The organism is Kitasatospora sp. NPDC058115 (genome assembly GCF_042884635.1).
Classification (GTDB): domain Bacteria; phylum Actinomycetota; class Actinomycetes; order Streptomycetales; family Streptomycetaceae; genus Kitasatospora.
The window spans coordinates 1-16,085 of record NZ_JBHVTL010000059.1 but is presented as its reverse complement, the minus strand read 5'-3'; the positions used below and the strand labels follow the sequence as shown (position 1 = coordinate 16,085).

Below are 16,085 nucleotides of genomic sequence, written 5' to 3'. Positions count from 1 at the left end.
GGCGAAGCCCCGGCAGCGGCAAGGCGCAGCCGAAGCCGCCAGGGCGAAGCCCCGGCAGCGGCAAGGCGCAGCCGAAGCCGCCAGGGCGAAGCCCCGGCAGCGGCAAGGCGCAGCCGAAGCCGCCAGGGCGAAGCCCCGGCAGCGGCAAGGCGCAACCCGGGGGCATGGGAGAGGCCGGGCCTTCGCGAGGGGTCGCGAAGCCCGGCCTCTTTGTGGGTCAGTTCTGGGTGGGCGAGAGGCTTCCCGAAGCGGAGGCGGAAGCAGGGGCGCTGCCGGAGGCCGTGGCGGTGGAGGAGCCGGTGGCGGTGGGCGAGCCGGTGCCGGTGCCGGTGCCGGTCGGGGTCTCGGTGGGCGTGCCCGTGGGGGTGCCGGTCGGCGTCCCGGTCGGCGTCCCCGTCGGGGTCTCGGTGGGCGTGCCCGTCGGCGTGCCCGTGGGCGTACCGGTCGGCGTGCCCGTGGGCGTGGCCGACGGCGTGCCGGTCGGCGTCCCCGTGGCCGACGGGTCCGGGGTACCCGGCTCGGTGCTCGGCGTGCCGGTGGCGGACGGGTCCGGCGTGCCCGGGGCCGGGGTGGTCGGGGTGACCGGCACCACCGGCACCACCGGCGGCACGGGCGTCCCGGGGTCGACCGGCGGCTGGTTCAGCGGGCTGGACGCGATCGGGGTGACCGAGTCCCAGCCGGCCGGCAGGTCCGGCACCTTCCACGCGCCGCCCGCCTCGTCGGCCGTCCCGTCCGGGTCGGGCCGGACGGCGCCGAGGATCGGGTTGGCCCCGATCGGCCCGACCTTGACGTACGAGCCCGGCCGCGGCGCGTGCACCACGAGTCCGCCGCCGATGTACATCGCGACGTGCGTCGCGCCCTCGAAGTAGATGATCAGGTCGCCGGGCCGCAGCTGGTTGAGCGGGACGCGCTGGAGCTGCGCCCACTGCTCCTGGCTGGTGCGCGGGATCGGCTTGCCCGCGTGCAGCCACGCCTGGGAGGTGAGCCCGGAGCAGTCGAAGACGTCCGGCCCGGCGCCGCCCCACACGTACGGCTTGCCCAGCTGGGCGAGCGCCCAGGCGACCGCGGCGCGGCCGGCCAGCGACGGCGTGCGCTCGCCCTGGCCGAGCACGCCGGTGGCGAGGAAGGCGAGCTGGGCCTCGTCGGCCTTGGCCTTCTCGACCTGCTCCAGCTCGGCGCGCTGGGCACCGGTGAGCGAGGAGACCAGCTGCTCGACGGCGGCGAGGTCGGCGGCCACCTTGGCCTTGGCGGCGTCCTGCTGGGCGACCAGCGTCTGCGAGGTGCTGAGGGCCTCCTCGTTCTGCTTCTGCAGCACGCTCAGCTCGTCGCGGTCGGCGGTCAGCTTGTTGAGGAACTCGGACTGCGAGCGGCTGGCGGCGGCGAGCAGCTCGGCGATGGTGACGGCCTCGTACGGGTCCTTGGAGAGCAGCAGCTCGGCGTAGGCGGAGGCGGAGCCGTTGCGGTACTGGGCGGCGGCGAGCTGCGCGGCGACGTCGGTGCCGGCGTCGACCTGCTTCTGCTGGCGCTCCACCTTGCCCTTGAGCTCGACGACCGCGGCCTGCTGCACGGCGACCTTGTCGACAGCCGCGTTGTACTGCTCGGTCGCGGCCTCGGCGCCCTGGTAGAGCGTGTGCAGCTGGTCGAGCAGCGGGCCGAGGGTGGCCTTGGCCTGGGCGAGCGGGTCACCGGCGGCGTCGGCGACGGGGGCTCCGGGAGCGGTGGGAACGGCCGGAGCCGGGTCGGCCCAGGCCTGGGCGGTGGCCAGGGGCAGCGACAGGGCGGCGGCCGCGAGGACGGCTCCGCAGCGCAGCGCGGCGCGGACCCAGGCCGGCCGTCTGCCGGCCGGTGCGCCCGCCGGTCGTCCGTCCGTCAGCTCCGCACGCCGTGCCGCCCCGCCCATGGATCTCGTCCTCCCCGCCCGCCCGCGTTCCGGCGTCCCCGGACCTCCGGCTGATCCTGCCACGGGTTACTCGCCGGAAACAGACCGCGCCCGTACGGCCCGATGAATTTTTCGCCCTACCTGTGAGGCAACTCTCAGCAAATGGGGCGAAGCGGACGGATCTCCACTAATGTCCTGCTCAGCACGGCGGACGCCACCCTCAGGAAAGGCCCCGGCAACCCCTCGGACACCGTCGGAACCTCGATTCCGAGGCCAGTTCACCTTCCGTTCACCAAGCGTCCCTACCGTCGCGCACGACACCAACGTCAGTGCGACAACTACGACGATTGTTTGGGTATGGAACACATCTCGTTCCTGGTGGCCGTTGTGATCATCACGGCGCTCGCCTTCGACTTCACCAACGGGTTCCACGACACCGCCAACGCGATGGCCACCTCCATCGCCACGGGAGCCCTCCGGCCGAAGATCGCGGTCGCCATCGCGGCCCTCCTCAACTTCGCGGGCGCGTTCCTCTCCGTGAAGGTCGCCACCACCATCTCCGGTGGCATCGTCAACGAGAAGACCGGTATCCATCCGGAGATCATCTTCGCCGCACTGGCGGGTGCCATCCTCTGGAACCTGCTGACCTGGCTGCGCGGCCTGCCGTCGAGCTCCTCGCACGCGCTCTACGGCGGCCTGATCGGCGCCACCGTCGTCGGGGTCGGCGCCAACGGCGTCAACTTCGACACCGTGGTCAGCAAGATCCTCATCCCGGCGATCGCCTCCCCGCTGGTGGCGGGCCTCGCCTCCTGGGGCGCCACCAAGCTCGCCTTCGCGATCACCCGCAAGAGCGACGAGAAGACCGTCGGCAAGGGCTTCCGCACCGGCCAGATCTTCTCCTCCTCGCTGATCTCGCTGGCGCACGGCACCAACGACGCCCAGAAGACGATGGGCATCATCACCCTGACCCTGGTCTCGGTCGGCGCCCTGCCGAAGGGCGCGCTGCCCCCCACCTGGGTCATCGTCTCGGCCGGCGCCGCGATCGCGCTCGGCACCTACATGGGCGGCTGGCGGATCATCCGCTCGATGGGCAGCGGCCTGGCGGACATCACCCCGCGCCAGGGCTTCGCCTCCGAGTCGGCCGCCGCGACGGTCATCCTGACCTCCTCCAGCATGGGCTTCGGCCTCTCCACCACCCAGGTCTGCTCCGGCGGCATCATGGGCGCCGGCCTCGGCGGCCCGAAGGCCGAGCTGCGCTGGGGCATGGTCCGCCGCATGGTCTACACCTGGGGCCTGACCCTGCCGGCCGCCGCCACCGTCGGCGGACTCGCCGCCTACCTGGCCGAGCGCGGGAACTGGGGCGTCGCCCTGGTCGGCGCCGCCCTGGTGGCCGGTTCGGCCGCGATGTGGGTCATCTCCCGCCGCCAGCCGGTCGGCGCGGACAACGTCAACGCCGTCGACGACACCTCCGACGTCACCCCGGTCGAGGTCAGCCCGGCCGCGGTGCCCGCCGCCCCGACCACCCCCGCCTCGACCACGGTCGCGGCCTGACCGCCGCCGGCCGAGGAACTGGAACCCCCATGCACATCAAGTGGAACGCCCTGGCCCAGACCGCCGGTGTCAGCTTCGGCATCACCGTCGGCGTGGTCGCCGTCTTCGCCCTCGGCATCCTGGCGCTGTCCCGCCGCGAGGCCGCGCTCAGCGCGCGCCGCGAGGCGGCCGGCCCGGGCGCCGCGGTGGCCGGCGGCAAGCTGGCCCTGGCCGGCGCGTACGCCTGCTTCGCCGTCTGCGGTGCGGCCGTCCTCTACGGACTGACGCTGATCGCCAACAAGTAGCAGCAGCCGAACGCCCGAGGGCCGGGAGCGGAACCACCGCTCCCGGCCCTCGGGCGTTCCCGCCGCGGCGCGTCAGGTCCCGGACGGCGCCCGGCCCGCGTCCCGCACGCGGACGGCACGGCGGCGGGACACGGGCCGGGGAACGGAAGCCCTCCCGAACGGGCAGCGGGGCCACGGGCGGACGGCACTGCGGCAGCATGCCGGAGACAGCGCCGGAGACGACGCCAGGACGCGGCGCGTCCGGTCCCGCACGTGGACGGCACGGCGGCGACAGCGAGCCGGCCGGGGAGGGCGGCGGCGCACACCAGGCCCTCCCGGGCGCGCGGCAGCACACCGGAGACGGCATCAGGACGCGGCGCGTCCGGTCCCGGCCCGCGCCCGGCGCGGTCCCGTGCAGGGACGGCACGGCGGCAAGGAGCGCGCCGGGGAAGAACGGCGACGCGCACCACGGCAGCGGGCCGGGCGCGACGTCGCGCCCGGCCCGCGCCCGGCGCGGTCCCCCGCCCCGCCGGCACGGCGGCGGCGAGCGGGCCGGGGCGGGCGCGGGGCCGGCCGGGGAACGGCGGCAGCACGCCGGAGGGCCGGGAGGGGCGATCCGCTCCCGGCCCTCCGGCGCTGCCGCGGGCGGTGTCAGTCCTGGCCGGTGCGCAGCACCGTCTCCCGGATGAACAGCACCGTGACGAAGGCCAGCAGCGCGAACGGCGCCGCGACCAGGAAGATCACGCCGACCCCGTGCCCGAAGGCGTCGGTGACCAGCGGCACCAGCTGCGCGGGCAGCTTGTGGAGGTCCGGGATGCCGCCGCCGAGCGAGCCGCCCCCGCCCGCCGGGACGCCCGCGTGGGCGAGGTTCTCGCTGAGGTAGTGGCCGACCCGGTTGTTCATCAGCGCGCCGAGCGCCGAGACGCCCATCGCGCCGCCCATGGTGCGGAAGAAGGTGACCACCGAGCTGGCCGCGCCCAGCTCCGCGCGCGGCACGGTGTTCTGGACGGCGAGGACGAGGTTCTGCATGGTGAGGCCGAGGCCCACGCCGGTGATCGCCATGTAGACGGAGAGCAGGCCGTAGGCGGTGTCGGCCCGGGCGGTGCCGAGCAGGCCGAAGCCGACGGCCAGCAGCAGCGTGCCGCTGACCAGGTAGGCCTTCCACTTCCCGTACTTGGTGATCAGCTTGCCGGCGACGGTGGAGGAGACGGCCAGCCCGAGGATCATCGGCAGGGTCATCAGACCGGCCACGGTCGGGGACTTCTCCCGGGCGAGCTGGAAGTACTGGCTGAGGAAGGTGGTCGCGCCGTACATCCCGATGCCGACCAGGACGCTGGCCAGCGCGGCGAGGGTGACCGTCCGGTGCTGGAACAGGTGCGGCGGGATGATCGGCTCGGCGGCGCGGCGCTCGACGACCACGGCCAGCGCGCCGAGCAGCAGTCCGCCGCCGACCATGACGGCGGTCTGCCAGGAGAGCCAGGCGTAGTTCTTGCCGGCCAGGGTGATCCAGATCATCAGCAGGCTGACCGCGGCGGTGATCACCAGCGCGCCGAGGTAGTCGATCTTCACCCGGCGCTTGACCACGGGCAGCTTCAGGGTGCGCTGCAGCACCAGGATCGCGACCACCGCGAACGGGATGCCGACGTAGAAGCACCAGCGCCAGCCGAGCCAGGAGGTGTCGACGATGACGCCGCCGATCAGCGGGCCGCCGATGGTGGCCAGCGCGAAGACGGCGCCGAAGTAGCCGCTGTACCGGCCGCGCTCGCGCGGCGGGACCATCGCGGCCAGGCAGATCTGGGCGAGGGCGGTGACACCGCCGGCGCCGATGCCCTGGAGGGCGCGGCAGGCGATCAGCTCGCCGGTGTTCTGGGCGAGGCCGGCCAGCGCGGAGGAGGCGATGTAGATCACCAGCGCGATCTGCAGCAGCAGCTTCTTGCTGGCGAGGTCGGAGAGCTTGCCCCAGATCGGGGTGGAGGCGGTGAGGGTGAGCAGGGTGGCGGTGATCACCCAGGTGTAGGCGGACTGGCCGCCGTGCAGGTCGGTGAGGATGCGCGGCAGCGCGTTGGAGACGACGGTCGACGAGAGCACGGCGACGAAGAGGCCGAGCAGCAGGCCGGAGAGTGCCTCCATCACCTGCCGGTGCGTCATCGGTTGGTCGGTCGTGTCGGCGGCTCCGGTCGCGGCAGGCGTGGCGGTGACGGTCATCGAGGTCCTTCGGAATAGTTGCCTGTGGCAACCATAAGGCCGATGGTTGACCTGGGCAACATTCGTCAAGAACAAGTAAAGCCCGGACCAGTCCCGGTCCGGGCACCTCGCCCGCGTCCCTCGCCCGCGCCGCTCAGCCGGCCGGCACCGCCGTCTCGCCCACCACGTCGTTGAAGCGGTGCAGCAACTCGGCGAAGCGCACCACGTCCTCCTCCGGCCAGCTGCCCATCAGCTCCCGCACCCGGCCCATCCGCGCCGCCCGGGCGGCCAGGAACCGCCGCCGGCCGTCCTCGGTGAGCGAGACCCGCGCGGAGCGGCGGTCCTGCGGGTCCGCCTCCCGGGCCAGCAGGCCCAGCTCCTCCAGCGCCCGGATCTGCCGGCTGATCGTCGCCTTGCCGACCGCGAAGTGCAGTCCGACGTCGGTCACCCGGACCGGTCCGGCCTGCTCGACATAGCTCAGCAGGCTGTACGCCATGCCCTCCAGCTGCGGGTGGACCCGCCGGGACAGCTCGGACATCCGGGCCCGGCCGCGCCGGAACAGCACCCCCACCTCGCGCTCGACCGCCAGCAGGGGGTCCTCGTCCGGCCGGTCCCCGGCGCACTCCTCGTTCGGCGTACTCACCGCGCCAGTATCCCGCAGCACACCCGCGACCCCCTCGGCGCGGGAGAAACCTCGGCGAAACTAGTTCATGCTATTAAGTACCCGGTTTCCCCCGATACGCAAGGAGATGTGCATGACCGCCCCAGGGCAGCAGGAACCAGGGCCCACCGAGGCACCGGAGCGCACGGCCGGGCCGACGCCCAGGAAGGGCTTCGTCGCCGAACTGAAGGGCGCGGTCACCCCGCGCGCGGCGCTGCTGGTGATCGGCGTGCTGCTCCTCCAGCTGGGCTTCGTCACCTCCTACGTGGGCGCGCTGCACCAGCCGAAGCCGCACGAGCTCTCGATCGCGGTGGTCGCGCCGCCGCAGATCGCCCCGCAGCTGGTCCAGGGCCTGGAGTCGGTCCCGGACAACGCCGTGAAGGCCTCCACCGCGCCCGACGCCGAGAGCGCCACCCAGCAGCTCAAGGACCAGAAGATCTACGCCGCGCTGGTGGTGAACCCGGCCTCCACCGAGGACGTGCTGATGGTCGCCAACGCGCGCGGGCCGTCCGCCGCCCGGGCCGCCGAGACCATCGTCACCGGCCTGGAGAAGAGCCAGGGCCGTACGGTCGTGGTCCAGGACGTCGTGCCGCTCGCCAAGGGCGACGCCAACGGCCTGTCCTCCTTCTACCTGGTGATCGGCTGGTGTGTCGGCGGCTACCTGGTCGCCTCGATCCTGGGCGTCAGCGCCGGTGCCAAGCCGGCCAACGCCAACCGTGCGGTGATCCGCCTCGGCACCCTGGCGCTGTACTCGGTCGCGGCCGGCATCGGCGGCGCGATCATCGTGCAGACCGCCCTGGACGCGCTGCCCGGTTCGTTCTGGGCGCTGTCCGCCGTCGGCGCGCTGGTGGTCTTCGCGGTCGGCGCGTTCACCATGGCGCTGCAGTGCCTGTTCGACATCATCGGCATCGGCATCGCGGTGCTGGTCTTCGTGGTGCTGGGCAACCCGAGTGCGGGCGGCGTCTTCCCGCCGCCGATGATGCCGGCCTTCTGGCGGGCGATCGGTGCCTGGTTCCCGAACGGCGCCGGCACCGACGCGACCCGCTCGATCGCCTACTTCGACGCCACCAACCTGACCCAGCCGCTGCTGGTGCTGCTGGCCTGGGCACTGGTCGGCATCGGCATCACCTTCGCCGCCGTCCTCGGCAAGCCCTCGCACCTGAGCCGCCAGCTGGTCAAGGACTAGAGGACGGGGCCTACGCCCCCTCCAGCCGCCCCGGGTCGGCGAGCAGGGCCCGGACCACGCCGACCGCGGCCCCCAGCAGGGGGCCGCGGCGGCCCAGCCGGGAGACCGTCAGCCGCTCGGGCGACCAGGGGCGGACGGTCACCCGGGCGGCCAGCTCGGCCCGCATCGCGGGCAGCAGCCAGGGCGCCAGCTGGGCGTAGCCCCCGCCCAGCACCACCTCGGCCGGGTCCAGCAGGTTGACCGCCCCGGCCGCAGCGATGCCCAGCGCGGCGCCCGCGCCGTCGAGCGCGGCGCGCACCTCCTCGTCCGCGGCCCCGGCCCGCTCGGCCAGCAGCGCCACCCAGTCGCCCCGGATGCCCTCCAGGCCGGCCGCGCGCAGCACCGCCGACTCCCCCGCGTACTGCTCCAGGCAGCCGTGCGCCCCGCAGGCGCAGCGCGGCCCCTCCGGATGCACCGGGACGTGGCCCAGCTCGCCCGCGTAGCCGCGCGCGCCGCGCAGCAGCCGGCCGTCGACGACGATCGCCGAGCCGATCCCGGCCTCCGCGGAGACGTGCAGGAAGTGCTCCGGCCCGCCGCCCAGCCAGAGCTCGGCCAGGCCGCCGAGGTTGGCCTCGTTGTCGGCCCGCAGCGGGAGCTCGGCCAGTTCCCCGGCGTTGGCGGCGCGCAGCGCGAGCCGCAGTTCGGCGGCGGCCGCGACGTCCCGCCAGCCCAGGTTGGCCGCCCGCTGGAGCAGCGCGCCGTCGGCGCCGACCAGTCCGGGCACGGCCAGCGCCAGCCCGGCCGGGCGCAGTGCGGCGTCGGCGGCGGCCCGGCGGAGCAGTTCGGCGAGGTCGGCCATCACGGCGGCGGGCTGCCGGCCCCGGTTGCGGATCTCCTGGCGGCGCCAGGCGCGGACCTCGCCGCGCAGGTCGACCGCGCAGGCGCCCAGGTGCTCCACCCCGATCTCGGCGCCCAGTCCGGCCGGGCCGTCCCGGTTGAGCCCGAGCGCGGTGCCGGGCCGGCCGACCTTGCCGCTGGGGGCGGCCGGGCCCTCCTCGGCCACCAGTCCGGCCGCGATCAGCTCCTCGGCCAGCGAGGAGACGGCGGCCCTGGTCAGCCCGGTCTCGGCGGCCACCTCGGCGCGCGAGCGCGGGGTGCGGGTGATGACCCGCAGCACCAGCGCCAGATTGGACCGGCGCATGCCCTGCTGGCTGGCCGGGCCGCCGCCCCGCGGGGCCTCCGGTTCACGCATCGCCCTCACCCGCCCCGGCCTCCGCCGACGTCACGGGCGCGCCGAGGACGCCCCAGCCGTCGGGGCCCGCCGCGCCGGCGGCCACCAGGGACTGCTCCACCCGGGTGAAGACCCAGCGCCGCATGGCCCAGAAGCGGAACAGCATCGCCGCGAAGGTGCCCAGCACCATCCCGCTCAGGAAGTCGGCGAGCTCCTGGGTGACCGGGCCGACCGACGGCTCGCGCAGGTCGAGCAGGTAGCGCGAGACGATCAGCGGCAGCACGTTGACGGCGATGGCGAGGGCGCTCACCAGCAGGAACAGCAGCGGTTCGCGCCGCCGCCAGGAGGAGCGGAAGCTCCACCGCCGGTTGAGCACGTAGGAGACGGCGGTGCCGGCCACCGTCGCCACGGTGAGCGCCACCACCGGCTTGTGCTCCAGCACGGTCAGCCGCAGCGCGTAGTTCATCAGCAGCGTCAGCGCGAAGCAGCCGCTGCCGACCAGCAGGAACTTCACCAGCTGCCGGTGCCGGACCAGGAGCGGTCGTACCCGCTCCGGCACCCGGGCCAGCGTGCGCTGGGTCAAGGACGGCACTCTCGCAGTCTGGCACGCACCCCGCGGCCCGTCCCGTCCAGGCGGAGCGCCGGACGGGACGGGCCGCGGGGGTGGCGCGGCGCCGGGGGCGTCAGGCCGCCGCCACCAGCACGCCGGCCGGCTCCAGGGCCAGCTCCAGCACCTCCCGGACGTCGGCGACCGGGTGGACGGTCAGCCGCTCCAGCACCTCCGCGGGCAGGTCGTCGAGGTCGGGCTCGTTCCGCTTGGGGATGATCACCGTGGTGATCCCGGCCCGGTCGGCGGCGAGCAGCTTCTGCTTCACCCCGCCGATCGGCAGCACCCGCCCGGTCAGCGACACCTCCCCGGTCATCGCCACGTCGGTGCGCACCTTGCGCCCGGAGAGCAGCGAGGCCAGCGCCGTGGTCATGGTGATGCCGGCGCTCGGCCCGTCCTTGGGGATGGCCCCGGCCGGGATGTGCAGATGCACGCCGCGGTCGCGCAGCGAGGTGACCGGCAGCTCCAGCTCGGCGCCGCGCGAGCGCAGGTAGGAGAGCGCGATGTGCGCGGACTCCTTCATGACGTCGCCCAGCTGGCCGGTCAGGGTCAGCCCGGTGCCGCCGGTCTCGGCGTCGGCGAGCGAGGCCTCGATGTAGAGGACGTCGCCGCCGGCCCCGGTGACCGCCAGCCCGGTGGCCACGCCGGGCACCGCGGTGCGCCGCTCGGCGGGCTCCTGGGCCGCCTCCGGGACGTGGTGCGGCCGGCCGATCAGGGCCCGCAGGTCGTCGGCGCCGATCGCGGCGGGCAGCTCGCGCTCGCCCAGCTCGGTCTGCGCGGCGACCTTGCGCAGCACCCGGGAGACGGCCCGTTCGAGGTTGCGGACGCCGGCCTCGCGGGTGTACTCCCCGGCCAGCCGGCGCAGCGCCGGCTCGTCGACCGTGACCTCCCCCTCCGCCAGCCCGGCCCTCTCCAGCTGGCGCGGGAGCAGGTGGTCCCGGGCGATGACGACCTTCTCGTCCTCGGTGTAGCCGTCCAGCCGGACCAGCTCCATCCGGTCGAGCAGCGGCTCGGGGATGGCCTCCAGCACGTTGGCGGTGGCGAGGAAGACCACGTCGGAGAGGTCCAGCTCGACCTCCAGGTAGTGGTCGCGGAAGGTGTGGTTCTGCGCCGGGTCGAGCACCTCCAGCAGGGCGGCCGCCGGGTCGCCCCGGTAGTCGGAGCCGACCTTGTCGATCTCGTCGAGCAGGACGACCGGGTTCATCGAGCCGGCCTCCTTGATCGCCCGGACCAGCCGGCCGGGCAGCGCGCCGACGTAGGTGCGCCGGTGGCCGCGGATCTCCGCCTCGTCCCGGACGCCGCCGAGCGCGACCCGGACGAAGCTGCGGCCCATGGCGCGGGCCACCGACTCGCCGAGCGAGGTCTTGCCGACGCCGGGCGGGCCGACCAGCGCCAGCACCGCGCCGCCCCGGCGGCCGCCGACCAGCCCGAGCCCCTGGTCGGCCCGGCGCTTGCGGACGGCCAGGTACTCGACGATGCGCTCCTTCACGTCGGCCAGCCCGGCGTGGTCGGCGTCCAGCACCGCGCGGGCTCCGGCGATGTCGTAGGAGTCCTCGGTGCGCTCGTTCCAGGGCAGTTCCAGGACGGTGTCCAGCCAGGTGCGGATCCACGAGCCCTCGGGCGACTGGTCGCTGGAGCGCTCCAGCTTGTCGACCTCCTTGAGCGCGGCCTCGCGGACCTTCTCGGGCAGGTCGGCGGCCTCGACCCGGGCGCGGTAGTCGCCCTCCTCGTCGGCCGGGTCGCCGTTCAGCTCGGCCAGTTCCTTGCGGACGGCCTCCAGCTGGCGGCGGAGCAGGAACTCCTTCTGCTGCTTGGCGACGCCCTCCTCGACGTCCTTGCGGATGGTGTCGTTGACCTCCTCCTCGGCGAGGTGGTCGCGGAGCAGGCCGAGCGCGTACTCCAGTCGCGCGACCTGGTCGGCCTCCAGCAGCACCTTCAGCTTCTGCTCGGCGGTGACGAAGGAGGCGTAGCCGATGTTGTCGGCGAGCTCGCCGACGCCCTCGATCGCGGCCACCCGGTCGACGATCTGCCAGGCGCCGCGCTTGCGCAGCCACTGGGTGGACAGGCTCTTGTACTCCCGGACCAGCTCGGCGGCGCGCCCGGCCACCGGGGTGCCGACCGAGGACTCGCGGAACGGTGTGGTCTCCACCCAGAGCGCGGCGCCGGGACCGGTGGTGCCGACGCCGATCCGCACCCGGCGCACCGCGCGGACCAGCGCGGCCGGGTCGCCGTCGGCCAGCCGGCCGACCTGCTCGACGGTGGCGAGGGTGCCGGCCGCCGCGTAGGAACCGTCCACCCGCGGGACCAGCAGGACCTGGGGCTTTCCGGTGCTGCCGCCGGCGGCGGCGCGCGCGGCCTCCACGGCGGCGCGGACCTCGGTGTCCTTCAGGTCCAGCGGAACGACCATGCCCGGCAGGACGACCTCGTCGTCGAGCGGCAGCACGGGCAGGGTGAGCGGAGTGGACGTCGATGCCATGATCTCTCCCCAGTCAGCGAACTTGAGTCGACCTGACTAAGGCTGCGCGGGCTGCGGATGTTCCCCGACCTCCGTTCGCCGTGAGCGAACGGAGCAGGACCGCCGGCCGTCCCGTCAAGAACCCCGGCGGGACCGGCTCAGAAGCGGTCCAGCACCACGGACCGGCCGGGCGCGGACGCGGGCGCGGCGGCGGACCGGGGGCGCGCGGACGGCGCCCCGAGCCGGCTGCGGTGCGGCCGGCTCCCGTCCCAGCGGCGCAGCCACCGCCACAGCGCCACCCCGGCCAGCAGCGCCGCCGGATGGCCCACCCCGGTCACGAGGTCCCGGTCGCCGGCGATCTGCTCGGCGATCAGCCCCGCGGCCAGGGCCAGCACGGCCACCCGCCCGGCCGGCCGCAGCAGCCCGGCCAGCGCGCCGAGGCTGGCCAGCACGCCGTAGCTGACACCGATGTCCAGGTAGTCCATCGCGGCCGGCTCCAGCCGCCCGGACTCCACCCCGACGATCACCACGCCCTGGGAGAGCAGGGTGGCGCCGATGTGCCCGGCGGCGAACACGGCGGCCGCCCGGACCGGGCCGACCCGGCGCTCCAGCGGCGCGACGGTGAGGGCGAAGGCCCACAGGTAGGGCACCCAGTCCGGGCCGGCCACCCAGAAGCCGCTGAGCAGCAGCGCCCGCAGCGGGTGCTGCAACAGGTTGTGACCGTCGGAGCTGGACGCCTCCTGGAGCCGGCGCACGAGGTCGGGGTCGGCCAGCTGGGCGAAAGTGGTGGTGGCGCCGACCACGGCGAGGTAGCCGACCGCGAAGGGGGTGCTCCGGGGGGTCGGCACCCGGGCCAGCGCCCACTCGACCGCTCCGGCCCGCAGCCCGCGCCGGAGCATCCCGTACGGCGGCCCGCCGCGCCCGGCGCACACCTGCCGCTCCGTCATGCCGCCTCCGCTCCAACACCCGCAGCCGTCGCCCCCGCGCGTGTCCAACGTACCGGCGCCCACCGGAAATCCCGCTCCCGCGATTTGTCGTGGCCACGGTACGGCCGGCCGCTGGGAGCCGGCTGGGAGAACGCTGGACGCGGCGGCTCCGCGGGCCGGCCGAATTGGTCCAGACCTTCTCCCCTTATACGCACGCCCGTCCCCGCTGACCGGCGGCTTGGTGCCGACCGATGTGCATACGTACCGTTACGGAGTGAAAAAACGCCGGGTAAGGTATCGGCCCGTGCCCACTTCCCAGTGGGCCCGACGGCCGGCCCGGCAAGCCGGCCCCCGGGCCGGAAATGTCCGGTCCACCTGCCGGGAATCACCCGCTGTCCGTACGCTGCGAGGTGCGCGGGAGAAGTGAGCGGCGCACGCTCGCCGACCCCGCACACGCGACGGGACGGCGGACCCGGCACAGTCCACGACGGAACAAGACTACGAGCGGAGCCTTCGCCATCCCCACAGATGGCCGGCCCGCAGCCCTGGGGGCGGTGGCGTGACCGTGACAGAAATTCAGCAGGACAACCAGAACGCCGGCGGCACGGTGAGCAGTCAGCGCAGAGTGCTGGTGGTCGAGGACGAACCCACGATCGCCGAGTCCATCGCGGCCCGGCTGGGCGCGGAGGGCTTCAAGGTCGCCGTGGCCCACGACGGCCCGGGCGCCGTCGACGGCTTCCACACCTGGCAGCCCGACCTCGTCGTCCTCGACATCATGCTGCCCGGCTTCGACGGCCTGGAGGTGTGCCGCCGGATCCAGGCCCAGCGCCCGGTACCGGTCCTGATGCTCACCGCGCGCGACGACGAGACGGACCTGCTGGTCGGCCTCGGCGTCGGTGCCGACGACTACATGACCAAGCCCTTCTCCATGCGCGAACTGGCCGCCCGGGTCAACGTGCTGCTGCGCCGCGTCGAGCGCGCCCAGCAGGCCGCCCGCACGCCCGCGCTGGGCAGCCTGCGCTTCGGCGAGCTGGAGATCGACCACGTGCAGCGCCGGGTCCGGCTCGCCGCGGGCGACGTCCACCTGACGCCGACCGAGTTCGACCTGCTCGCCTGCCTGGCCGCCCAGCCGCGCGCCGTGCTCACCCGCGAGCAGCTGCTGGCCGAGGTCTGGGACTGGACGGACGCGTCCGGCACCCGCACCGTCGACAGCCACGTCAAGGCGCTGCGCCGCAAGATCGGCGCCAGCTGGATCCGCACCGTGCACGGCGTCGGATACGCGCTGGAGGCCCCGCTCGCGTAGCGGCACACCTTCGGACACCGGGCCGCCGGGGGGCCCGTGTCCCGGACCGCCGTGCGCACCCACGCGGGGGATCACAGGGGACCAATGACCTTTCCACAGCAACGCAACGGGGATCTCGACGGCAGCCGGCCGCCCACCCTGGCCGCCCGCGCCGCCCGACGGGTCTGGGCCGACATCCGGCCGCTCGACCCGGTCCGCTCGATCAAGGGCAAACTCGCCCTCCTGGTGATCGTCTCGGTCTTCCTGGCCACCGGCATGGTGGTCGTGGCGATCCGCTCCGAGACCCAGATCCGGATCATCATGATCTTCTCGATGATCGCCTCACTGCTCTTCATGCAGTTCCTCGCGCACGGGCTGACCGCCCCGCTGCGCGACATGACCGCCGCCGCCCGCGCGATGGCCTCCGGCGACTACAGCCGCCGGGTCGAGGTGAACTCGCGCGACGAGATCGGCGAGCTGGCCGCCACCTTCAACCAGATGGCGGCCGACCTGGAAGCGGCCGACCGGCACCGCCGCGAACTGGTCGCCAACGTCTCGCACGAGCTGCGCACGCCGATCGCCGCGCTGCACGCCGTGCTGGAGAACGTGGTCGACGGCGTCGTCCAGCCCAACCCGGCGACCCTGGGTGCCGCGCTGGAACAGACCGAACGGCTGGGCCGGCTGGTCACCCACCTGCTCGACCTCTCCAAGATCGACGACGGCGTGGTCGACCTGGACGCCCGCCCCTTCGAGGTGCGCGAGTTCCTGGACGGCGTGCTGCGCGGGGTCACCGTGGACGGCGCGACGGCGGGCGGGGCGTTCTCCCGGCGCGGCGACGTCCGGCTCGCGCTGGAGGTGAGCCCGGCGGGCCTGACCGGCGTCGCCGACCCGGAGCGGCTCCACCAGGTGGTCGCCAACCTGGTCGACAACGCCTGCAAGCACTCCCCGCCCGGCGGCACCGTGACGGTCCGCGCCCGGCCCGGCGAGGGGCCCGGCTCGCTGCTGCTGGAGGTCGAGGACGAGGGTCCCGGCATCCCGGCCGCGGACCGGACCAGGGTCTTCGAGCGGTTCGGCCGCAGCGGCACCGCGACCGCGTCCGGCCCGGGCGCCGACGGCGGGACCGGGCTCGGCCTGGCCATCGCCCGGTGGGCGGTGGACCTGCACGGCGGGCGGATCGAGGTCGCCGAGGCCGCCCGCGGCTGCCGGATCGAGGTCCGGCTGCCCGGCCCGCGCTGAGGACCGGCGCGGGGCCGGGCGGGGCCGGGCGGCACCGGCGCGGGACCGGGCCCCGGGTGAAGCGGACGAATGTCACAGATCCGACACAGAGCTTCGCCCGGGGCCCAAAGCACCCTTTGTCCGCTTTTGACCGCGTTTGGCGGGTGGTCGGAACCGGTCGGTTCCCCTCCGATGCGTGTTTCTAACGCACATTTTCAGCCAAACCGCAGGTCAGGACTGTGATCTGGGCGACGCCTGCCCCCCGGGGACTGCGCGATCACTGGTCGGAGGCGTAGCCTTAATCCCCGCTGTCCAAACATCCCAAAAGGAAGCGGAAGAGGGCGGTTGCCGCCGTGTCGCCACAGTCCCCTGAACACCCCAACAGCTCGGCAAGCTCCACTGGCTTCGGCCCCAATGAGTGGCTCGTCGACGAGATCTACCAGCAGTACCTCCAGGACCCGAACTCGGTCGACCGAGCCTGGTGGGACTTTTTCGCCGACTACAAGCCCGGTACCGAGGTGACCCCAGTGACCCAGGCCGCGACCCAGGCCGGCGCTACGCCGACCCCCGCCGCCGCCCCCGCGCCCGCTGCCGCTCCGGCCGCCCAGGCCCCCGCCGCCCCGGCCGCGCCCGCGCCGGTGCAGCCGGCCCCGGTCGCCCCCGCGG

At 74.3% G+C, this 16,085-nt stretch carries 13 protein-coding genes; 6 read left to right on the top strand and 7 right to left on the bottom strand.

Annotated elements, in window-relative coordinates; genetic code table 11:
* Positions 1 to 217: 217 nt before the first annotated feature.
* A complete protein-coding gene (locus ACFVVL_RS35065; protein WP_387682595.1) occupies positions 218 to 1,900 on the bottom strand; it encodes a C40 family peptidase in 1,683 nt (560 codons plus the stop codon).
* 336 nt (positions 1,901 to 2,236) lie between these two features.
* On the opposite strand from ACFVVL_RS35065, the gene ACFVVL_RS35060 reads away from it, so the two are divergent.
* Both ACFVVL_RS35060 and ACFVVL_RS35055 read left to right on the top strand, forming a co-directional pair.
* Positions 2,237 to 3,430, top strand: coding sequence for an anion permease (locus tag ACFVVL_RS35060; RefSeq protein WP_380298480.1), 1,194 nt, complete (start codon positions 2,237 to 2,239; stop codon positions 3,428 to 3,430).
* Positions 3,431 to 3,459: 29 nt separating this feature from the next.
* A complete protein-coding gene (locus tag ACFVVL_RS35055; RefSeq protein WP_380298478.1) occupies positions 3,460 to 3,714 on the top strand; it encodes a hypothetical protein in 255 nt (84 codons plus the stop codon).
* Positions 3,715 to 4,344: 630 nt separating this feature from the next.
* Here ACFVVL_RS35055 and ACFVVL_RS35050 read toward each other — a convergent pair.
* Together ACFVVL_RS35050 and ACFVVL_RS35045 are read right to left on the bottom strand one after the other, a co-directional pair.
* On the bottom strand, positions 4,345 to 5,898 hold the full coding sequence (locus tag ACFVVL_RS35050) for an MDR family MFS transporter (RefSeq protein WP_380298495.1): 1,554 nt from the start codon (positions 5,896 to 5,898) through the stop codon (positions 4,345 to 4,347).
* Between the two features lie 133 nt (positions 5,899 to 6,031).
* A complete protein-coding gene (locus tag ACFVVL_RS35045; protein WP_380298496.1) occupies positions 6,032 to 6,520 on the bottom strand; it encodes a MarR family winged helix-turn-helix transcriptional regulator in 489 nt (162 codons plus the stop codon).
* A gap of 112 nt (positions 6,521 to 6,632) precedes the next feature.
* On the opposite strand from ACFVVL_RS35045, the gene ACFVVL_RS35040 reads away from it, so the two are divergent.
* Entirely contained in the window at positions 6,633 to 7,724 is a 1,092-nt protein-coding gene (locus ACFVVL_RS35040; RefSeq protein ID WP_380298498.1) for an ABC transporter permease, read from the top strand.
* Between the two features lie 10 nt (positions 7,725 to 7,734).
* On the opposite strand, the gene ACFVVL_RS35035 is transcribed toward ACFVVL_RS35040, so the two are convergent.
* The 4 genes from ACFVVL_RS35035 to ACFVVL_RS35020 all read right to left on the bottom strand — a co-directional run bounded on the left by ACFVVL_RS35035 (position 7,735) and on the right by ACFVVL_RS35020 (position 12,943).
* Complete coding sequence (locus ACFVVL_RS35035) at positions 7,735 to 8,955, bottom strand: ROK family protein (RefSeq protein ID WP_387682588.1); 1,221 nt, start codon at positions 8,953 to 8,955, stop codon at positions 7,735 to 7,737.
* Positions 8,948 to 9,526 (bottom strand): GtrA family protein, encoded by a 579-nt coding sequence (locus tag ACFVVL_RS35030; RefSeq protein ID WP_380297834.1) that lies wholly within the window; start codon positions 9,524 to 9,526, stop codon positions 8,948 to 8,950. The genes ACFVVL_RS35035 and ACFVVL_RS35030 overlap by 8 nt, the downstream gene beginning before the upstream one ends.
* A gap of 91 nt (positions 9,527 to 9,617) precedes the next feature.
* The gene (gene lon, locus ACFVVL_RS35025) at positions 9,618 to 12,017 is read right to left on the bottom strand and encodes an endopeptidase La (RefSeq protein WP_387682585.1); all 2,400 of its coding nucleotides are present in this window, start codon (positions 12,015 to 12,017) and stop codon (positions 9,618 to 9,620) included.
* A gap of 137 nt (positions 12,018 to 12,154) precedes the next feature.
* Entirely contained in the window at positions 12,155 to 12,943 is a 789-nt protein-coding gene (locus ACFVVL_RS35020; protein ID WP_387682582.1) for a rhomboid-like protein, read from the bottom strand.
* A 544-nt stretch (positions 12,944 to 13,487) separates the two neighbouring features.
* Here ACFVVL_RS35020 and ACFVVL_RS35015 point away from each other — a divergent pair.
* From ACFVVL_RS35015 to ACFVVL_RS35005, 3 genes are all read left to right on the top strand, one after another.
* Complete coding sequence (locus tag ACFVVL_RS35015) at positions 13,488 to 14,225, top strand: response regulator transcription factor (RefSeq protein ID WP_380297830.1); 738 nt, start codon at positions 13,488 to 13,490, stop codon at positions 14,223 to 14,225.
* An 84-nt stretch (positions 14,226 to 14,309) separates the two neighbouring features.
* Positions 14,310 to 15,440: a sensor histidine kinase gene (locus tag ACFVVL_RS35010; protein ID WP_380297828.1), complete on the top strand. Its 1,131-nt coding sequence runs from the start codon at positions 14,310 to 14,312 to the stop codon at positions 15,438 to 15,440.
* Between the two features lie 332 nt (positions 15,441 to 15,772).
* Positions 15,773 to 16,085: hypothetical protein (locus ACFVVL_RS35005; RefSeq protein ID WP_387682579.1), on the top strand; the 313-nt coding region annotated here is incomplete at its 3' end.